Source organism: Adlercreutzia equolifaciens (assembly GCF_029076695.1).
Taxonomy (GTDB): Bacteria; Actinomycetota; Coriobacteriia; order Coriobacteriales; family Eggerthellaceae; genus Adlercreutzia; species Adlercreutzia equolifaciens_A.
The window spans coordinates 1-287 of the sequence record NZ_JARFIK010000637.1; the positions used below are offsets into that span (position 1 = coordinate 1).

Below are 287 nucleotides of genomic sequence, written 5' to 3' on the forward strand. Positions count from 1 at the left end.
GGACGGCATTGTATCCGGCGCCTGCCACTCCACCGGCGACGTGCTGCGCCCGGCCCTGCAAATCTTGAAGACGGCCCCTGGCGCCCAGATGGTCAGCTCCTTCTTCGTCATGAAGCTGCCGGCTCGGCAAACAGCGCGCTGGTTCTGACCGACGAGGCCGGCCAGGAGCTGGCGTCATATACCGTGCCGAAGGCCTTCCAGTGCGTGGTGGTGTCGGCGCCGGCGTTGACCGAGGGCGCCACGGGGGCGTTGACGGTGGATGGTGCCACAACGGACTTTACGGTGTC

1 protein-coding gene is annotated in these 287 nt (G+C 66.9%); it reads left to right on the forward strand.

Annotation, left to right across the window (positions count from 1 at the left end; translation table 11 throughout):
- Positions 1-7: 7 nt before the first annotated feature.
- Positions 8-148 (forward strand): phosphate acyltransferase, encoded by a 141-nt coding sequence (locus PZH32_RS13930; RefSeq protein WP_428994069.1) that lies wholly within the window; start codon positions 8-10, stop codon positions 146-148.
- The last annotated feature ends 139 nt before the right edge of the window (positions 149-287 follow it).